The 18,242-nt window shown below is 62.9% G+C and carries 18 protein-coding genes; 8 read left to right on the forward strand and 10 right to left on the reverse strand.

The genetic code is table 11. The features are described from left to right. Nucleotides 1–17: 17 nt before the first annotated feature. Nucleotides 18–434 carry a transcription antitermination factor NusB gene (gene nusB, locus G7068_RS01700; protein ID WP_166287972.1) on the reverse strand — a complete coding sequence of 139 codons (417 nt, stop codon included), beginning with the start codon at nt 432–434 and terminating at the stop codon, nt 18–20. Nucleotides 435–442: 8 nt separating this feature from the next. Next, nucleotides 443–1,006, reverse strand: a complete 564-nt coding sequence (gene efp, locus G7068_RS01705; RefSeq protein ID WP_166292939.1) for an elongation factor P — start codon at nt 1,004–1,006, stop codon at nt 443–445. A 142-nt stretch (nt 1,007–1,148) separates the two neighbouring features. Here efp and G7068_RS01710 point away from each other — a divergent pair, with 142 nt between their 5' ends. After that, complete coding sequence (locus tag G7068_RS01710) at nt 1,149–1,712, forward strand: acyl-CoA thioesterase (RefSeq protein WP_166287975.1); 564 nt, start codon at nt 1,149–1,151, stop codon at nt 1,710–1,712. Nucleotides 1,713–1,718: 6 nt separating this feature from the next. Here the strand turns inward: G7068_RS01710 and G7068_RS01715 are convergent, their stop codons facing one another. Together G7068_RS01715 and G7068_RS01720 are read right to left on the reverse strand one after the other, a co-directional pair. Continuing rightward, the gene (locus G7068_RS01715) at nt 1,719–2,618 is read right to left on the reverse strand and encodes a hypothetical protein (protein WP_244304594.1); all 900 of its coding nucleotides are present in this window, start codon (nt 2,616–2,618) and stop codon (nt 1,719–1,721) included. Next, nucleotides 2,609–4,486: a vWA domain-containing protein gene (locus G7068_RS01720; protein WP_166287978.1), complete on the reverse strand. Its 1,878-nt coding sequence runs from the start codon at nt 4,484–4,486 to the stop codon at nt 2,609–2,611. The genes G7068_RS01715 and G7068_RS01720 overlap by 10 nt, the downstream gene beginning before the upstream one ends. A 43-nt stretch (nt 4,487–4,529) precedes the next feature. Between G7068_RS01720 and G7068_RS01725 the strand changes: the two genes are divergently transcribed. From G7068_RS01725 to G7068_RS01755, 7 genes are all read left to right on the forward strand, one after another. Next, complete coding sequence (locus tag G7068_RS01725; RefSeq protein ID WP_166287981.1) at nt 4,530–5,945, forward strand: AAA family ATPase; 1,416 nt, start codon at nt 4,530–4,532, stop codon at nt 5,943–5,945. Nucleotides 5,946–6,068: 123 nt separating this feature from the next. Next, complete coding sequence (locus tag G7068_RS01730) at nt 6,069–7,376, forward strand: purine-cytosine permease family protein (protein WP_166287984.1); 1,308 nt, start codon at nt 6,069–6,071, stop codon at nt 7,374–7,376. A gap of 38 nt (nt 7,377–7,414) precedes the next feature. Continuing rightward, nucleotides 7,415–8,962, forward strand: coding sequence for a hydantoinase/oxoprolinase N-terminal domain-containing protein (locus G7068_RS01735; protein WP_166287987.1), 1,548 nt, complete (start codon nt 7,415–7,417; stop codon nt 8,960–8,962). A 2-nt stretch (nt 8,963–8,964) separates the two neighbouring features. Continuing rightward, on the forward strand, nt 8,965–10,071 hold the full coding sequence (locus G7068_RS01740; RefSeq protein WP_166287990.1) for a DUF917 domain-containing protein: 1,107 nt from the start codon (nt 8,965–8,967) through the stop codon (nt 10,069–10,071). Continuing rightward, on the forward strand, nt 10,068–11,168 hold the full coding sequence (locus G7068_RS01745; RefSeq protein WP_166287993.1) for a DUF917 domain-containing protein: 1,101 nt from the start codon (nt 10,068–10,070) through the stop codon (nt 11,166–11,168). Before G7068_RS01740 ends, G7068_RS01745 begins: the two co-directional genes overlap by 4 nt. A gap of 18 nt (nt 11,169–11,186) precedes the next feature. Beyond that, complete coding sequence (locus tag G7068_RS01750) at nt 11,187–12,221, forward strand: S-methyl thiohydantoin desulfurase domain-containing protein (protein ID WP_166287996.1); 1,035 nt, start codon at nt 11,187–11,189, stop codon at nt 12,219–12,221. Beyond that, on the forward strand, nt 12,218–13,768 hold the full coding sequence (locus tag G7068_RS01755; RefSeq protein ID WP_244304596.1) for a PucR family transcriptional regulator: 1,551 nt from the start codon (nt 12,218–12,220) through the stop codon (nt 13,766–13,768). The genes G7068_RS01750 and G7068_RS01755 overlap by 4 nt, the downstream gene beginning before the upstream one ends. Here the strand turns inward: G7068_RS01755 and G7068_RS01760 are convergent. The 6 genes from G7068_RS01760 to G7068_RS01785 form a co-directional block, all read right to left on the reverse strand. Beyond that, nucleotides 13,728–14,297, reverse strand: a complete 570-nt coding sequence (locus G7068_RS01760) for an RES family NAD+ phosphorylase (RefSeq protein ID WP_166287999.1) — start codon at nt 14,295–14,297, stop codon at nt 13,728–13,730. The two genes, G7068_RS01755 and G7068_RS01760, sit on opposite strands and share 41 nt — an antisense overlap. Before the next feature lie 2 nt (nt 14,298–14,299). After that, entirely contained in the window at nt 14,300–14,653 is a 354-nt protein-coding gene (locus G7068_RS01765; RefSeq protein ID WP_166288002.1) for a helix-turn-helix domain-containing protein, read from the reverse strand. A 40-nt stretch (nt 14,654–14,693) separates the two neighbouring features. Next, nucleotides 14,694–15,776, reverse strand: coding sequence for a 3-dehydroquinate synthase (gene aroB / locus G7068_RS01770; protein ID WP_166288005.1), 1,083 nt, complete (start codon nt 15,774–15,776; stop codon nt 14,694–14,696). Continuing rightward, nucleotides 15,773–16,507, reverse strand: a complete 735-nt coding sequence (locus G7068_RS01775) for a shikimate kinase (RefSeq protein ID WP_244304598.1) — start codon at nt 16,505–16,507, stop codon at nt 15,773–15,775. The genes aroB and G7068_RS01775 overlap by 4 nt, the downstream gene beginning before the upstream one ends. Next, nucleotides 16,504–17,700 carry a chorismate synthase gene (gene aroC / locus G7068_RS01780; RefSeq protein ID WP_166288008.1) on the reverse strand — a complete coding sequence of 399 codons (1,197 nt, stop codon included), beginning with the start codon at nt 17,698–17,700 and terminating at the stop codon, nt 16,504–16,506. The genes G7068_RS01775 and aroC overlap by 4 nt, the downstream gene beginning before the upstream one ends. 62 nt (nt 17,701–17,762) lie before the next feature. After that, the gene (locus tag G7068_RS01785; protein WP_244304600.1) at nt 17,763–18,113 is read right to left on the reverse strand and encodes a DUF1801 domain-containing protein; all 351 of its coding nucleotides are present in this window, start codon (nt 18,111–18,113) and stop codon (nt 17,763–17,765) included. Nucleotides 18,114–18,242 lie beyond the last annotated feature (129 nt).

Genomic DNA, 18,242 nt, shown 5'->3' on the forward strand with positions numbered 1-18,242 from the left:
ACCTCCGTGCCCTACTGCTAGGCCTTCGCGTGATCGGCGATCCGGCCAAGCACACCGTTGACGAAGCGTGCCGAGTCGTCGGTCGAGTACTCCTTTGCGAGCTCCACCGCCTCGTCGATCGCTACGGCCACTGGAACCTCGGGGTTGTGCAGGATCTCCCACGACGCGAGGCGCAGAAGCGCCCTGTCGATGTTGGGCATACGATCCAGCGTCCAGGCCTGGGCGTAGCTCGAGATCAGTTCGTCGATCTCTTCACGATGATCGGTGACACCGTCAACGATCTCGCGAGCATACGCCCAAGACGCAGCACGGTCGGGCTCGTTCGCCGCTCGCTTCGACTCCGCATGCAGAATGTCGAAGACGGGCACGTCGCGAACGTCGGCCTGGTAGAGCATGTCGAGGGCCCGCTTGCGGGCCTTAGTGCGTGCAGACACCTATGCGACTAGTCGTTGACGCGGCCGAGGTAGTCACCCGTGCGGGTGTCAACCTTGACCTTGGTGCCGGTCTCGAGGAACAGTGGAACCTGAATCTCGGCGCCGGTCTCGACGGTTGCGGGCTTGGTGCCGCCGGTCGAGCGGTCACCCTGCAGACCGGGCTCGGTGTAGGTCACCTCGAGCACAACTGACGCGGGCATTTCGAGGTAGAGGGGCTCGCCCTCGTGCAGAGCGATCTGCACCTGCTGGCTCTCAAGCATGTACTTGGAAGCGTCGCCAACAACCACAGCCGAAACGGTGATCTGGTCGTAGTCGGTCTGATCCATGAAGACGAAGTCAGCGCCATCCTGGTACAGGTACTGGAAGTCGCGGCGATCGACGTTAGCGGTCTCGATCTTGGCACCAGCATTGTAGGTCTTGTCGATGATCTTGCCCGAGACAACGTTCTTCTGCTTGGTGCGCACGAATGCACCACCCTTGCCCGGCTTCACGTGCTGGAACTCGATCACGCTCCACAGCTGGCCGCTCTCTTTAATGACGGTGCCGTTTTTGATGTCGTTCGAGGTTGCCATGCGGTGGTTCTCCGGGTTCTGTCGTTCAAGTTCGATCGCGGGATCGCGCCCACCCATACTAGCGGGTGATGACTGCGGGCGTGTTGTGGACGAGACACAGAAGTTCTCCATATCGTTCGCGGCACAGCGTAAGCTGCCCCTCATGCACATGCTCTTCCGCACCATCTGGCACATGCTCTTTGTGGGTCCGCGAGGCTCCAAGCTGGCCTTCGGCGACTTTTCCCGCTCCCGCTTTCGTGTGTGGCCGACGGATCTCGACCTTCTGCAGCACATGAACAACGGCAAGTACCTCTCGGTCATGGACGTTGCCCGCTTCGACCTGATCCAGCGCAACGGCACCATGAAGGTGTTCAAGCGAGAGAACTGGTACCCCGTTGTTGTGGGCCAGACGATTTCCTACCGCAAGTCACTCAACCCGTGGCAGCGCTTCTGGATCGAGTCGAAGATCATCGGCTTCGACGAGCAGGCCGTCTACATGGAGCAGCGCTTCGTGCGCCCGGACGCAGACCGCAAACCCGAGATTTACGCCCGTGCTTACGTGCGGGCGAGGATCCTGCGCCGCGGCGGCGGTGTCGTTCCGGTCGCTGAGATCCTCGAAAAGACCGGAGCACGCGCCGAGGACTTCCAGCTCTCCGACGACATTCTCGCGTGGGGGCAGGCCACTCGCCTGCCGTCTACTCGCGACAGTGCCGCGAGCATCTGGTAGCCCTCGTCAGCTGACGGGCGGCCGCGCCCCGAGGTGCGGCCCCTGATTGCCAATTTCACGGCAGCTGATCCGGATCACCGCTTCACTCTCGTCAAAGACGTGTCGAGCGGCAAGTCGCCCGTCTGCCAGCGAACCCGCAAGCCACGTGAAGCTCTCGGTGTCAACAGGGCGCTCACCACTCGCGATCCGCATCAACTGCAGCATCAGAATCTCGGGCAGTGAGACGTGCGGCCCGTGAGCAAAGCCGAGCCCAAGCAACGGCGGTTTCGGCGATGATGGAATCAGCCGCAGCGTCCAGGTAACCGAACCACCCTCGGGCAGTGCGATCTCAACTCGCGACGACGTGACATCGGGAATCGAATCAAGGATCGCAAAACCGTCAACAGCTTCCGCCGCAAGTAGCAGTGGTTCGCCCCCAGACAGTGGGCTTCCCTGTTGTTCAGCGGCTGCCCGAAACAGTTCGCGCCAGCGCTCGGGGCCGAGCCCATAGGGTGCAATGACCGGGACGAGCGCGGGATCCGCCGCAAGTTTGCTCGCGAGAGCCAATAGGTTTGCCCCCGCCTCAACAAAGGCCTCGGGTTCGGGAAGGGTCAGGTGAGAGCGCTGGGCTACGAGGCGAGCCGCAGCAAAAGCGCGCTCGAACCGCGATGACTCCGCAGCGGGCAGCGTCGCGAAAGGCGCCCCAGCGAGCGCTCCCTCGCGCAGCTGCCTCGCCTCGTCGTCGAGCCAGGCATCGAAACCTGCGCCACTCTGATCGGGTATAGCCTCGGCGAGGCCGTGCTCCGTGTGCGCCGCGTCGAGGGTCTCCGCAAAGTTGGGAAACAGTGAGCGCACCAGTCTCAGCTGATCATTCGGTGAAGTGATTTCCATGTCGCCGCCCTTGTTTCCGCCCGTGGTCAGTTCCACGCTACTCGTTCGCGCTCAATAAGATCTTGCAGCACCGCGGGCAAGTCTCGCGGATCATCAATTCGGCGACTGCTGGGGGCAAAGCGCTGCGCCACATCGTCACTGCGAATGCCGATGCCGTACACGTGCACACCGGCAGCGTGGAGCCGCCTCAGCTCGATCGCGGCCGACACGGGATCGTTCGATCCCCCATCCCCCACAAATATGACGATGCGGCGGCGCTCAATGCCGTCACTTGTGGCGGCGTTACCGGTTCGGGATCGGCCAAGCCCCAGTTGCTCCGCAGCCTCAGCGAGGGCGGCCGCGTCGTTTGTGGATCCTCGAGTGCTGTGAATCGCCGCGACCATGCGGCGGCGCACCGCGTCATCGAGTCCGCGCGACAGCGGCTTCACCGTTTCAGCGACGGCGTCGAACACAATAAGTGACGTGCGAATGTCGAGGTCCAGGCTAATCCCGGTGGTTGACTCAGCGAACGCAATGTCCCGCTCGGCGCCAGCGAGCGCCTCCAACATAATCAGTGCTGCATCCGCCGCCGCCTCAGCAACTGCGCCCTGCATCGAGGCCGATCGATCAATAAGCAGCACGTAGTCGGTGCTCCCGCTGCGACGGGTGCGTCTTGGCCTGGCACGACGCCTAACAAACGCATGCGGGTTGGGCACACCAGCGTGCACATCGGCGATCACACTCGCGAGTGCTTCTGGGTGAAGCGTGTCGCCATCTTCCTGAGGTAGTCGATGCGGAGCGGCTCGATATGCGATGCGCTCGACAATGACCTTTGACCATACGTCGCGCATCCGCTCAATTGCCTCGGCGAGTTCTGTGGCGCGCTCGCGATAGTCGGCCTCTCGGCGGGCTGACTGGGCGGATCCGGTACTCCCACCCAAGGGCCGCGCCGTCTCGGAGCTCGCGGTCGCTTGCGCCTCGGAGGCGAGGTCGATGTCGGCCTCGAGCAGCGCGGTTTGCGACGGCATGGGGGTCGACAGAAAGGTCGTGACGAATCCGGCCTGCTCCGCCGCAAACAGGTCGGAGCCCTCGGAGCGATCCTGTCCCTCCCCGCGCCGCGCTCGTTCGGTCGCCGGGTCGGGTGCCGCCGTGTCGGCCTCGGAACTCGACTCCCCCTCACCTTGCTGAGCCTCGGCTGAGTCGCTGCCGGCGGCACCCTCTAAGCCCTCGGCCGACTCGTCCGCACTCCCTGCTTGTGCCGCGTCGACCAGCCCCCGCTCCGCCGCATCAAGCGCGGTGAGGCGCTCATATGCCGGCAACAGCAGCGCAAGCGCCCGTTCAAACCGCTGCAGGGGCGTGCGCTCGGGATCCGGAGCCAACACACGACGCAGCGGATCGGTGCCTGACCCGCCAAGCTGAGTGAGCGCTCGCCACTCCTCGGTCACCTCGGGCGCCACCGCCAGACCGGGTTGTCTCGCCAACCCGATGTTGAGCAACAAGCCGATCCATTGCAGGTGCCGTGGCCACTCTACGAGGGTGTCCGGCAGACTTCGCGTGGCTGCGGCCGCGAGGTCGTCCCGCAGCGCAGGCAATGCGCTCAGCAGCTCTGACGCCGCCTGCAGCCTCAAGATCGCGTCAAGCAGCGGCTCCATACCCGGGCTCTGCTGTGCGATTGAGTCTCGACGTCGCGCGCGATCCGGCGCCGTTTGGCTGAATCGCACACTCTCCCACAGCTGCAGGATCGCGAGCGCGACGGCTTCCTGGTCGCTGTGGCCGCGCACGGCGTAGTACCCGAGCCCAACTTGAATTCCATCCCGAGTTGCCCGCCACTCGGTGTCGTCAGAGAGGGTGAGCGGTACACCGACGACCGCCGCAGCCGCGAGCAGGCGCTCACGCAGCGGGTTGTTCGCCGGTTGAGGAGTCATGCCCTCACACTACCGGCGCGCGGGTAGATGGTAGCGTGACGACATGCTCCCGATCGATGCCGACCCGATCCTGTTTGAAGCTCAGCAGCTCACGACACAAGCCCGCCGAGTGCGCGAGGCGTTGCGTTCCCACCCAAACCCGGAGCTGCAGCAAGAGTTCCGTGAACTGCAGAACCGGCGAGAAGAGCTGTGGTCTGATCCGGCGCATCGCGAGACGCTCAATCAGGCTCTCACCGAGCGCGCTGGAGTGTTACGTGTTGTGGCACAAGCGAGGCGCGAGGCCGATGAAAATGCGGGCAGGATCGCCGCCGCCGACAGTATCGTGGCGCGGGCGATCGCCGACCGACGCTCACTGACAAGCGGTGAGACGAAGAAGATTCAGCAACTGCGAAGTTCAGGGTCCGATCATTCCGCTTGGAAGGCTGAGATCACGTCCGCGCGCATCCGAGACGGTGTGCTCACCGCGCTTGGGTCAGTCCGGCTGCGCGACGCAAGTGCACAGTTGCGATCCGGGCTTCTCATGACCGAGCAGATGAGCAACATTATTGCGGAGGCCGTCCCTGCACTTCTGCGCGGCGAACCGCTGCTGCTCGTAGGCGAAACGGGTGGTGCCAAGACCGCGCTCGCCGAGCACATGTGCCGCCGGGTTGTTGAGGATCCGTCTGCCGAACCCGAACTCATCTCCGGCTACGGAGACATCACGAGTGCCCAGCTGATCGGCAGCCACGAGCTTCGCGCCGAGGGAGGCGCTACGGTGAGCGTGTTTGTGCCCGGCCCGCTGCTGCGGGCCATGGCGGAGGGACGCCCGGTGATCCTCGACGAGGTCAACGCGATGCCACCTGAGTTTTTGAAGCGCCTCAATCGCATTCTGCAACTGCGCCCCGGTGACACGCTCAACGTTCAGGAGGATGCCGGGCGGCCGGTGCTGATCGCGAGGGGGTTCGCGATCCTTGCCACAGCAAACGAGCAAACTCCCCACCGCTACCGCGGGCTCGACCGCCTCAGCGCAGAGCTCGTCAACCGCTTTGGGGCGAACAGCTATCGAGTTCATTACCCCGATACGGGAAGGGACTACACCGAGTTTCCGGTCGAGAACGCGTTACTTGCGGCGGCCGCCATTGTGGATCGGCGCGGTGAGCTGCCTCCCGGCATTACCGTGAGCGAGTTGCAGCGAGTGTCGCGGGCGGCATTCATCAGCCAGCAGGTGTTTGCGGGAGCTCACGGCGAGGGCTTTGATAGCTTCGTGTCGACGGAGCGGGAGATTGATGGTCGACCGGGGCTCGAAGAATCCGTGCTCGCTCCGCGAACCCTCGTTGCGATCCTGCAGAAGGTAGCCGGCAGTGCGGGCACCGTTTCGCTTGAGCGTGCGCTCACCCGCTTTGTTGAGGGCGTGATGCACCGCGAGGATCGTCGTGTGCTCGCGCTCATTCTTGAGGGTCAAGGTTTTCGACTGCACTAGCCTGAGTGTGCAGATTGCACTTGAATTAAGATAAATAGTGCATATTGCACATATTGTGACTTCGCTCACCCACGTATTCTTGCTGGACCCCCAAGTGTTCCAAACCCAGCAGCAAGGATGCTCATGTCTCGAACCTCGCACGGCGACGATTTCGCCCTCACCAGAGTTGATGCCGCCTCTCGAAAACACTGGTTCGGAATCGCGGTTCAGCGATTCGGTCAGGTATCGGCGCTCTCGCAGTTTCTACTCGGGGCAACCCTCGGTTACTCGATGACCTTCGGTGAGGCCGCGCTCGCCTTTCTGTTCGGATCCATCATCCTTGAAGTCGTGATCGTGTTCGTTGGCATCATCGGACAGCGAGAGGGCCTCAACACGGCACTACTCGCCCGCTGGACGGGCTTTGGCGAGATCGGGGCATCACTCGTTGGCCTCGCCATTGGCATCAGCCTTATTGGCTGGTTCGGCATTCAGTCCGCGATCTCGGCCGAGTCCCTGGATAGCCTCATGCCGGGAATCATGCCCGTGTGGCTCTGGAGCCTCATCTTTGGGCTTGTGGTGACCGCGATCGTTGCCTTTGGCTTTAAGGGCATGCAGTGGCTCGCAAACATCACGGTGCCACTCTTCCTCGTGTTGGTCGGCTGGGCGATCATTAGTGAGCTCACTCAGCACGACATTGGTGAGCTATTTACAGGTCCGGCTCCCGGCCCCACGATGAGCGTCTGGGCCGGAACGAGTATTGTCGCCGGTGGCCTCATCGTCGGGGCGATCATCTCTGCCGACATGACTCGGTTCAACCGCTCGAGCGCCGACGTGGTCAAGCAGACCGTCGTTGGTGTCACCCTCGGCGAGTTTGTTATCGGCCTGGCGGGTGTGCTGCTCGCGCATGCCGCCGCATCGGGCAACGTGGTTGCGATCATTACGTCTTCAGTTGGGCTCGTGGGTCTTATTATCGTGATCACCGGCACGCTCAAGATCAACGACTGGAACCTCTACTCGTCGTCGCTCGGGCTGGTGAACTTCATCTCCACGGCCTTTGGTAAGAACCTGAACCGGGTCACCACCACGATCGTGCTCGGCATCGTGGGTTCGGCTCTCGCCGCCGCGGGCATTCTCGGCCAGTTCACCGGATTTCTCGTTGTGCTGTCGGTGGCCTTCCCACCGATTGCGGGAATTATGGTCGCTGAGTACTTCGTGGTGAAGCGCTGGCGTGGTGAGCTCGAAGAAACCCGAGCGGCTGGGGTACTGCCCGCCTTCGCGCCTCGCCTGGTCCCCGCGACCCTCATTATCTGGGCGATTTCTTCGGTGGCTGGTTACTTCATCACCTGGGGCATACCGGCCGTGTTCTCGCTCATCATCTCGATGGTTCTCTACATCGTCGCGGGCAAACTCGGCTGGGTGAGAGCCGTTGGCTCGGCTCCCACTAAGTCATAACGAACCCCTCAACATTCAGCACTCAGAAAGCGAGCACCATGCACATTGGAATTGATGTTGGCGGCACCAACACCGATGCCGTACTGATGGACGGCACCCGAACTCTCGCGGGCACGAAACACGCAACGACCCCCGACGTGACGACCGGCATTATCCAGGCCATCTCTGACCTGCGCGCCGCGCACGGGTTCGAGGGCGCTGAGATCAGTGCCGTTATGATCGGCACCACCCACTTCATTAACGCCCTTGTACAGGCGAAGCGGCTCGCGCCAACGGCAGCGCTGAGGCTCGGGCTCCCCGCTACTCAGGCGCTTCCGCCGCTGATTGACTGGCCCGAAGAGCTCACCTCGGCCATCCACGCGCGTGCGTATCTCGCGCACGGCGGCTACGAGTTTGATGGTCGCCCGATTAGCCCGCTCGACCCCGACGAGCTTCGCGCCCACGCGGCCGATATGCGCGAGCACGGGATCCGGTCAGTTGCGATCTCCTCGGTGTTCAGCCCCGTGAATCACGATCTAGAGATCGAGGCCGCTCGCATTATCGGCGAGGTGCTCGGAAACGACGTGGCCATCTCGCTCTCCTACGAGATTGGTCGCATCGGTCTTCTCGAGCGCGAGAACGCCACGGTCATTAACGCGGCGCTCCGCGAGCTCGCCTCGGAGATCGTCGACGGGCTCACCGCTGCCGTTCGGGCAGAGGGCATCGAAGCGCCGATCTTCCTGAGCCAGAACGACGGCACCCTCATGGATGAGGAATACGTTCGTCGTTACCCCGTCGCCACGTTTGCCTCCGGGCCGACAAACTCGATGCGAGGCGCGGCTCTCACCAGCGGGCTGCAAACTTGCGCGGTCATCGATGTCGGCGGCACCACGGCCGACATTGGGTTGCTCATCAACGGGTTTCCCCGCGAAACATCGAACGAGGTGAAGGTCGCGGGTGTTCGCACCAACTTCCGCATGCCCGACGTGCTCTCACTCGGTATCGGCGGTGGCAGCATCGTGAACGAGGAAACCGCGGAGGTTGGGCCCGAGTCGGTTGGCTACAACCTCTCAACGGAAGCACTTGTGTTTGGTGGCACCACACTGACCGCCACGGATATTGCGGTGGCAGCGGGAAGGGCCGAGGTTGGCGACCGTTCAAAGGTTGCCCACCTCGACCCCGCGTTTGTGCAGCGTGTGCTCGATCGCATTGCCGAGCGTATTTCAGAGGCCGTGGATCGTATGCGCACGTCACCGGAGCCCATTGAGGTTGTAGCGGTTGGTGGTGGCTCCATCTTGTTGCCAGACACGCTTCCTCTCTTTGGTGCGGTCTCCAAACCGCTGAACTACGCCGTCGCAAACGCCATCGGCGCCTCCATCGCGCAGGTGAGCGGTGAGATCGACAAGGTATGTTCGGTTGCGCCAGGGCAGCGAGAGCAGACAATCGCCGAGGTGCGGGCGGAAGCGGTCGAAAAGGCTGTTGCCGCCGGCGCGACACCCAGTTCGGTCTCGATCATTGATTTCGACGAGGTGCCGATCCCCTATCTCCCGGGCAACGCGACCAGGATCAGAGTCAAGGCCGTGGGCGACCTCGGTATGGAGGCGTAACGATGAGCCGCATCATTTCAGTTGAAGACATCGACGACCTTGCGAGGGGCTCCGCCGTACTTGGGACCGGTGGCGGTGGCGATCCCTACATCGGCGGCCTCCTGGCAAAGGAAGCACTTCGTCGGTACGGCAATGTGACCGTGGTGTCGCTTGACGAACTCCCCGATGACGCGGTTGTGGCGTGTGTTTCGATGCTCGGCGCGCCGACCGTCATGGTCGAAAAGCTGCCGAGCCTTGACGAGATCATGCGGCCGGTCAAGGAGCTCAGCGAGCACTACGGTCGGCCCATCACCCACATCATGTGCATCGAGGTTGGCGGGGTGAACTCGACCATTCCGGTTGCGGCCGCGGCGGCCCTCAACCTGCCGCTGATCGATGGTGACGGCATGGGCAGAGCGTTTCCAGAACTTCAGATGGTCTTGCCCACACTCTACGGAGTCTCCGCCTCACCGCTCTCCTACGCAGACGAGAAGGGCAACGTTGGTGTGCTCCGAACCGTTGACAACGCGTGGGGCGAACGCATCATTCGTGTTGCGGCCGTCGAAATGGGCTGCTCGATCATGCTCTCCGGGTTCCACATGACTGGCGCCACCGCAAAGAAGGCTCTCGTCAAAGATTCCCTCTCAACCTGCACAAACATCGGTCGCACCATTGTTGAGGCGCGCGCCGACAAGCAAGATGCCGTCGCGCGCGTAGCCGAGATGCTCGGAGGTCGTGTGCTCTTTGGCGGCAAGGTTGTCGATGTGGAGCGCTCAACGAGTGCCGGGTTCGCCCGCGGCCGGGCAACGATTACCGAGGGTGCCAACTCGCTCACGGTGTCCTTTCAAAACGAACACCTCATCGCAGAGCTCGACGGCAGTGTGCTTGCCACAACTCCCGACCTCATCATGGTGCTCGACCACGAAAGCGGCGAACCGATCACTACTGAGCGCCTGCACTACGGCCAGCGCGTTCGTGTCATTGCGGCTCCGGCAGACGAACGCTGGCACTCACCGGAGGCGATCGAAATGGTGGGGCCACGCTACTTTGGCTACGATCTCGAGCCGCATCGCTTCGACGGGCAGGTTCGCCCGGGGCGTTCGATCAGCGAAGTCAGGATCGCTTCATGAGTTGGACGCTCACCGCACACGACCTACCCGACCTGGCTCGCGGAGCAACGCTCCTCGGCACGGGTGGCGGTGGCGACCCCTACATCGGCCAGATGCTTGTTCAGCAGGTGCTCGGCGATGGTGAGATCACCATTCTCGACCCTGAGGAGATCGCGGACGAACTCTTTGTGATCCCCACCGCACAAATGGGCGCACCGACCGTGATGGTCGAAAAAATCCCCGCCGGCACAGAACCGCTCTTGGCGCTGCGCACGCTCGAAGCACACCTCGGGCGAACGGCGGAGGCGACCATGCCGATCGAGTGCGGCGGCATCAACTCGATGATCCCCCTCATCGTTGCCGCGGAGTCGGGCCTGCCCGTGGTCGATGCAGACGGCATGGGACGAGCGTTCCCTGAGCTCTCCATGGAAACGTTTGCCGTGTATGGTGTGCAGGGTTCACCCCTCGCACTCGCCGGTGAGCGCGGTGAAAAGGTCATCATTGACACGGGTGCCGATAATCGCCAGATGGAGTCCTTTGCACGCGCCGTCACCATCAGGCTTGGTGGCGTAGGCCACATTGCCGAGTACGCAATGACCGGGGCGGACGTGCGGCGCACCGCGGTGCCCCGCACGCTCTCAATGGCGCTCAATCTCGGCCGGGCAATCCGCCTTGCACGGGAACAGCATCGTTCGCCCTTTACCGCCATCGCAGACACCCTTGCCCAGACGCTCTACTCCCACGTGCGTGAGTTGCACGTGGGCAAGGTGGTCGACGTAGAGCGTCGCACAACGGAGGGATTTGCCCGGGGCAAAGCCACGATCAGCAATCTTGATGACACGGGAGTGCCGGTCGAGATTAACTTTCAGAACGAAAACCTTGTCGCTCGCCGCGGCGACGAGCTGTTGGCGATCGTGCCTGACCTTATCTGTATCGTCGATCACGAAACAGCCGAGCCCATCACCACCGAGGGTCTGCGCTACGGGCAGCGGGTTCGTGTCTTGGGTATTTCCACTCCAGACCTGATGCGCTCAGAGGCCGCACTTGAGACGTTTGGCCCGCAGGCGTTTGGTCTGAGTGATTCGTTCGTTCCTGTCGAGCAGCTCAGCGGCCCGTAATCCCCTATTCTGGTAGCCATGGGCCTCACCCTCACAACGGCTGACCTTCCACGGCTGGCTGCCGGGGCTTCGTTCTGCGGTTCGGGTGGCGGCGGATCTACCCGGTTCACGGAAATACTCGTGCGAGGCGCGTTTGAGTCGCCGGTCCAGGCGCTTCTCCCCACGGAGGTTTCTCCAGACACGATGTGCTTTGCGCCCGCGTTTGCTGGCTCAACGCTTCTCCTCAGCGAGCGGCTTCCGGGGTTCGAGCTCTTTTCTCCTCTGGTCAGGATCGCGGAGCGATGGCTCGGTGCGCGCCTCGAGGCCGCCTGCTCGTTTGAAGCGGGCGGCATGAACGCGCTGACACCGTTCCTGTTCTCTGCGGAGCACACCATTATTGATGCGGACTGCAGCGGCCGTGCCGTTCCAACGGTTGACCGAACGAGCCTCTATATCGATAAGGTTCCGGGTGTGTTTGCTGTCTGCAGCACGGGGGCTGGCGGGTTCTCACTTATTCAGTCTGAGCGAGCTGAAGATGTAGACCAGCTCATGCGCGCCGCGATGATCCAGGCCGGCGGCACCGGCACGGTGCTCTTCTCTGGCTTCACGGCCGGTGACCTTATTTCGCACGCATTGCACGGGCACCTTGTCCGTTCACTTCACATCGGCAAGGCACTGGCCGAAACCGCCAGCGAACCGCTTGAGCAATTCGTGACCAGGATCGGCGCGACCCTTATCGGGCAGGGTCGCATTCTTGAGCTCACGCAGAGCAGCAACGATCCTCACGTGCACGCGGCCGAAATTGAGGCCCAGAACGGCGAGGTGCTGCGGCTCATCGCACGGTCCGAGTTTCTTGCGGTTGTTGTCGACGGCGTCGCGGTTTCAGCGGCGCCCGATTACATCGCCGCGATCGATGTGCGATCACGAGAGATTGTTGAGGCGACGGACCTCCGACCCAATCGGCATATCGCCGTTGTCACGCTCCCCGCGGATTCGTGGTGGCGATCCTCACCTGATCGATCAGCTCGATTAGTTCCTTCGACCTACGGCATTCCCGGATTGGATCCAACTTGATAGGGCATGAGGCTACTCCGAGGTTCACTCTCGACCTCCCCGCACTGCTGGCGCACCCGAACAACGGGGGCCTCGTCTATGTCGTCGGTCCCGAAAGTGATGGCTGGCGCGAGGTAACCGTCGACGAAATGAATGAGCCCGGCAGCGGGCTACTCATTCTCACCGCAAGCGTTCCTGAGGCCACCTGGCAACAGGACGCGCTTGTTCGCAGGGTGCGCGACCTGGGATTTACCGCACTTGCGATCCGGCGAGCGGAAGATGCTGGATCGGGAACCCGCAAACTGGCGACGCGATTGGGCCTGACGCTCCTCAGCGTGAGCCGCCCGTTTGATCTCGCTCGAGCGAGCTGGCAGCTGCAGCAGGCCCGAGATGCACTGACGATCGACTACGTCAGAAAGGTGGCGCAGGCCTTCGAGTATCCAGCTGCCGATCTCACGGACCTCCTTCGGCACCTGTGCGCAGCTATCGGGCACGGTCTCGCCCTCATCGACACCGCGGGTCCGGTTCAACAGGCCGGTGGTGAGCTCACGTCGGAGCTGCACAAACACATCCAGTTTTCACCGTGGATCAGCACAGCCCGTTTTGAGCAGCAGGCCGCAGCCTCGGTGCGCGTCGACAGTTCAACGCGGCCCGGTCTGAGGCTTGTTGCGTTCGGCGAGGGCATTGGCGACGCCCAGTTGCGCGCACTCACAACGGTCGTCGAAATCATGATGCCTGCTGTGGCAGCGCGGATACTCATAGACGAACTCGCATCGGTCAATGATGCGTCGGCCTCAGCCGATCTGCTGCGAAACTTTATGGATCTGCGTGGCGCGCGGGATCCCGATGTGCAGCGTCGAATGACGGACAAGGGCTGGCGCACGGGCGGCTTTCACCTCGGCTTTCAGTTCACTCCCCGGGGCCGCGTTGATCCGGTCGGTTTGCTGCGAGCCGTCTCCTATGAGCTCAGCGAGATTTCCGCGGAGTCGCACGCTGCGCTGAATGGCCAGAGTGTGCTTGCCTGGCTGAGCTTCTCAGAACCGCCGACACCGAGCGACGTGGAACACTACGCGAACTCACTGCACGACACTCATCAGCGGCTGAGATCAACCCGCGACGTCGCGCTCGGCATCGGTTCGCTACAGAGCGGAGAAGTTGGTCTTTCACGCACGCTAAGCGAGGCTACGGACGCCGCGAAGATTGCGGTCTCACGATCCGCGACCGGTTATCTCGTGCGGGTCGACACCCTCGGCTTGGACCAGCTGCTGCTCGCCTGGACCGGCAACGACACGTTCTTGCCGGCAGCGGAATCAATGCTCGCTCCGATCATCACTCAGGCGCCGGAGCTACTTGCAACCCTCGCGGCATATCTAGACAACGAGTCGGGCGTGCAAGCGACGGCGGCTGCGCTCGGGGTGCACCGCAACACCGTCATGCAGCGGGTGCAGCGCGCCCAGGAGCTCATTGGAGCCGATCTCGGCTCGCCAGAGACGCGATTGGCCCTCCAGCTCGCCTGTCGCGCTGTGATCACCCCAGGCGGCGATACAGCTGGGCAGCAGCCTCAATAACGGCGGGGTGCTCTGTGCTCAAAGCCTGGATACCAACCAGCTTGAGGCCGGGCGGGGGTGCGCCTTCCGCGCCCCAAAGAACCACTGACGTTTCAGAGGGAACCTGCGACGACCACCAAGAGAGCCCGCCGCCCACCTCGTCGCCGCCCTGGTAGACGCTGCGCGCGAGAGCTTGGGTTCTATTGAGGTTGCGGATCACGACCTCGCTCGGTCGCACCCGCAGCTCAAGCAGTGTTGCCGCATCGTCGAGGTTCAGCGGCATTGCGCCCTGATAACTGAACTCTGCGATGGCGCGGGGGCTTCCAGTGGGAGTCAGAAACACCTCGGGAATCCAGCGCTGCTTGTTATAGAAGCTCTCGGCTATCGCCCCAACCTGCGTTCGAGAGAAGTACCAAGAATCGTACAGATCCGAGTTGTCCCAGCGCCCGTGTACCTGGTGCGGCGGCACAAACGACCAGTGCCCGGGTTTTCCCTTGCGGGCACCCGACACCCGTGGGTAACACCGAAACAGGCGCAGCGACTCGGCCATGGTTAGGCGTACGCGCCTTCTTCTTCGGCCTCGATCGCGGCAATGACCTCCGCAACACGGCCGATTCTGACGCACTCGCGGGGCGTCGAACCGCGAAGAAACTGGTTCGGTGAGTCAAGCCAGATGGGCACGACCTTGGTGTGCATGGTCGATTCTGCACGGGTCACGATGTAGGCAAAATCCATGACCGTGCGTGCCGCCTCGGCAGAAGGCACCTGCTTACCCTGTTTCCACCGGGTCACCTGTGCAGGCGTAACCCCAACGAGTTCAGCGAGCAGCGCCCCGCTCCCGGCGGCGCCAAGCAGCATGCGCAGGCCGTCTTCGAAACCCGACTGAACCGGAACCGCAATACTCATATCACCAGGCTACGCGCAATTCTCAAATTGCGCCATACCCCTAGTTTGCGATCTCCTGATAGGCGAACTGCAGCATCGACTCGTCAACACCGGCAAGCACCCGTGGTTTCGCAATATCGTCGAGCACAATAAAGCGCAGCATACCCGCGCGTGCCTTCTTGTCGCGCTGCATTGCCGCGAGCAGCCCCTGCCAGCGTCCCGCTGGGTACGCGAGTGGAAGTGTCAGCGATCCCAGAATCTTCCTGTGCCGTTCAACGACTTCATCAGAGAGCGAACCAGCCATTCGCCCAAGCTCGGCCGCGTACATCATGCCGATGGAGATTGCGACACCGTGGCGCCACTGGTAACGCTCGGCGTGCTCGATCGCGTGTCCAAGGGTGTGCCCGTAGTTTAGGATCTCGCGCAGCCCTCCCTCACGGAAGTCTTCTGACACAACACGGGCCTTCACACCAATCGCGAGCTCAACCACCCGCTGAAACTCAGGGGTCGATGGATCGGTCGCGCGCTCAACGTCGGCCTCCAACAGATCGAGGATCTCTGGCTCAGCGATGAAGCCACATTTGGCAACCTCGGCAAAGCCCGCGAGAATCTCGTTTTTGGGCAGCGTCGCCAGCAGCTCGATGTCGCAGAGCACGGCGGCGGGTGCATAAAACGCTCCCACGAGGTTTTTGCCCTCGGCAGTGTTGATGCCGGTTTTGCCGCCAACGGACGCGTCAACCATGCCGAGCACCGTGGTAGGGATCTGCACAAGCTTCACACCCCGCAGCCACGTGGCCGCCACGAAACCCGCCAGGTCAGTGACGGCGCCACCGCCGAGGCCAATCACGGCGTCGGAGCGGGTAAAGTCGGCCTGCCCCAGAATCTGCCAGCAGAACGCCGCAACCTCGACGCGCTTTGCGGCCTCAGCGTCGGGCACCTCGGCGAGCAGCACCTGAGCATACTTCTCCTGCAGGGAAGACCTGAGTTCCTCCGCAAGGCGCCCAACGGTTGGCGTGTGCACAATGAGCACCTTATTGACCCGGTCACCCAGCGCATCGGGCACACGACCCAGAATCCCCCGGCCAACGATCACCTCATACTCGGTGTCTCCGGTAACGGGGATGGTGGTGACGGTGCTCGTCATTTGGTGTCCTTCCTAAAGCTGCGCGCCCACTGCGTCACACGCCGGGCAAGTTGTTCTTTGGTGGCGCGATCCGTTCGATAGCTCACGTCGGCCACTTCTTCGTAAAGAGGTCTGCGTTCTTCGAAAATTCGATTCCAGGCATTTGGATCGTTGCGCAGCAGCGGCCGCCGCTGAATGTTTGCGGTGCGCAACACGGCCTCCTGCGTGGTCGTGAGCAGCACAACCGGAAAACCACTCAGCAACTCGCGGGTGCTATCCGTCAGCACCGCACCGCCGCCGAGCGCGAGCACCCGCACCCCGGGGGTGGCGAGTTCAGCCGCAATGAGTTCCGCTTCGATGCGCCGGAAGTCTTCTTCCCCGTGGGTCTCGAAAAAGGCTGTGATGGGTCCGTGCTGGCGCACAAACACTGCGTCGCTGTCGACGAAGGGAACCCCGAGCTCGCGCGCAACACGCTTACCGAGGCTCGTCTTCCCGGCCGCCATCGGGCCAACAAATACGATCACACGATCAGGCAGCTTCGGCCCGCGCTTGCGCCGCCGCCGTCGCCTGTTTCCGCTGCGACCACCGGTGGCGGGCTCCTCTTGTGCGGCCCCGTCGACACTGCCTGGAAGCAGAATCGGCGAAGTCGGTGGAGGAGGCTTGGGCTTTGGCGTCGGTTCCGCTGAGAGAGTCGGGTCAGGCTCAGGAAGCGGCGCGCCCGCCGCTAGGTGCACCCGCCTCGATCCGGTCACGATTCGATAGCGGTGGTGAGTCGATCCGGAATTGCCGCGAGGTACGCCTGCAGGTTGCGTCGGGTCTCTGCAACGCTGTCTCCGCCAAACTTCTCCGAGATTGCGTCTGCGAGCACAAGCGCCACCATTGCCTCACCTACAACACCAGCGGCGGGCACCGCAGACACATCGCTGCGCTGGTGGTGAGCTGTGGCGGCCTCCCCCGTTGCAACGTCAACCGTCGGCAGTGCGCGGGGAACCGTCGCGATCGGCTTCATGCCGGCGCGCACCCGAAGAATCTGGCCGGTTGTCATGCCGCCCTCAATGCCACCGGCGCGCCCGGTCTCGCGTGAGATGACACCATCAGACACGTGCAACTCGTCGTGCGCAGCCGAGCCGCGACGGCGTGTCGTCTCGAATCCGTCTCCAACCTCAACACCCTTGATCGCTTGGATACCCATGAGGGCGCCGGCAAGGCGCGAGTCAAGTCGTCGATCCCAGTGCACGTACGATCCGAGCCCAGGTGGCAATCCATAGGCAAGAACCTCAACGATTCCGCCGATCGTGTCGCCCGTCTTTTTGGCGTCGTCAACCTCGGCGACCATCCGCGCGCTCGTCTCCGCGTCAAAGCAGCGCAGCGGATCAGCGTCGAGGGCCGCTACATCGGAGGCCCTGGGCAAAGGTGATCCGGCGGGCACCTCGATCTCGCCGAGCGCCACCGTGTGGCTCACGAGGGTAATACCGAGCTCGCCGAGAAACGCTCGTGCGACTGCACCGAGGGCAACCCGAGCAGCGGTCTCGCGAGCGCTTGCGCGCTCCAGTACCGGACGAGCCTCGTCGAAGCCGTACTTCTGCATGCCCGCGAGATCGGCGTGTCCGGGCCGCGGCCTGGTGAGCGGGGCCCCACGTCCGCGAGACTTCTCCGAGAGCTCGGTCGCCTCGGCACTCATGACCTCGGTCCACTTGGGCCACTCGGTGTTTCCCACCCGAATCGCGACTGGTCCACCAATGGAGACACCCTGCACGACGCCCCCCGAAAGGTGGAGCTCATCTTGCTCAAACTTCATTCGGGAGCCACGGCCATAACCGAGCTTGCGCCGCTCCAGATCCTTCTGGATCTCTTCGAGCGACACCGGCACACCGGCGGGCAGTCCCTCTAGGACAGCAATGAGTTCAGGGCCGTGGGATTCCCCGGCGGTAAGCCAACGCAGCATACCGACCATCTTCCCATATCTGAGAGAGCGAAGGGTCGCAGACCGGCACCAAACTCGTGTCGTTAGGCGGCGTTTTGCCCGGCTGCTTGCCGAACCAGAGCCGAAATACGCTCCCACACGTCTTCACTCGGCTCGTGTAGCGCGTACGACGTGGGCCAGAATCCGTCAGGCGTGTCGAGCGCGGCGTTGACGCTGAGACCGAAAGTGGAGTATCTCAGCTTGTCACCGTCGCCGCTGCGGAAGAAGCACACAACCTTGCCGTCGAGAGCGTATCCGGGCTGGCCGTAATAGGTCTTGGCTTTCAGCTCGGGAGCCACCGCCGTGACGATGTCGTGCAGACGCTGGATCCCCGTCAGACATCTTGGCAATCTTGTCGAGCACGTCAGCCGCGTCAGCCGCCGCCTTCTCTGCATTCTTGGCCCGCTTCGCGTCTGCCTTGAGCTCAGCAGAGCGTTCTTTCATCGAGGCGCGTTCCTGCGCTGAAAACGTGCCCTTGCCGTCAGAAGCCGGAGTCATGTTGATGCCTTCCTGCGCGTGAGTAA

The organism is Leucobacter viscericola (assembly GCF_011299575.1).
GTDB classification, from domain to species: domain Bacteria; phylum Actinomycetota; class Actinomycetes; order Actinomycetales; family Microbacteriaceae; genus Leucobacter; species Leucobacter viscericola.